This is a genomic window from Clostridium sp. UBA5119, from assembly GCF_002414285.1.
Taxonomy (GTDB): domain Bacteria; phylum Bacillota; class Clostridia; order Clostridiales; family Clostridiaceae; genus Clostridium_J; species Clostridium_J sulfidigenes.
Map to the genome: position 1 here is coordinate 496 of NZ_DHYX01000083.1, position 575 is coordinate 1,070.

The window sequence follows — 575 nt, forward strand, 5'->3', positions numbered from 1 at the left end:
CCCACTAATACCATTTACTCTTCCATCACTAGCATATTGCCACATATCATGTTTACCTTCATATGTACAAGTTGTATTATATTGAGCCACCCACTTAACCCATTTATTGAACCTGTTATCTGTTAGCTTATTATTAAACCAGGATGTATTTGCATAAATACCAGCCCAATAACCAGCCTTTTCTATAGAATTACAAAATATCTCTGCCATATCTGCTATAAGTTTATTAGAGCACTTCCCTGTAGTTCCTGCATCTTCTAAATCATAATAAACTGGATAATCTAATTTATAACCTTTTAATAATCTTAATACATGATCTGCCTCAGACTTAGCTTGAACTGTTAATGTTGCATAGGAATAAATATAAACTCCAAATGGTATCCCTAGTCTTGTACATTCCTTAGCATTTCTATGGAATTGCTTGTCATCCTGGCTTGTTATGTTATCACCATATCCTATACTTAAAATTGCATAATCTATTTGGCTTTTAACTTTATTCCAGTCTATGTTCCCTTGGTGGTGCGATACATCTATACCTCTTAATTTCATAATCAATTCCTCCTTAAATATAAAAG

General features: G+C 32.7%; 1 protein-coding gene. It reads right to left on the reverse strand.

What is annotated here, in order from left to right:
- Nucleotides 1-549: glycoside hydrolase family 25 protein (locus B2671_RS12900; RefSeq protein WP_346870769.1), on the reverse strand; the 549-nt coding region annotated here is incomplete at its 3' end.
- Nucleotides 550-575: the final 26 nt, after the last annotated feature.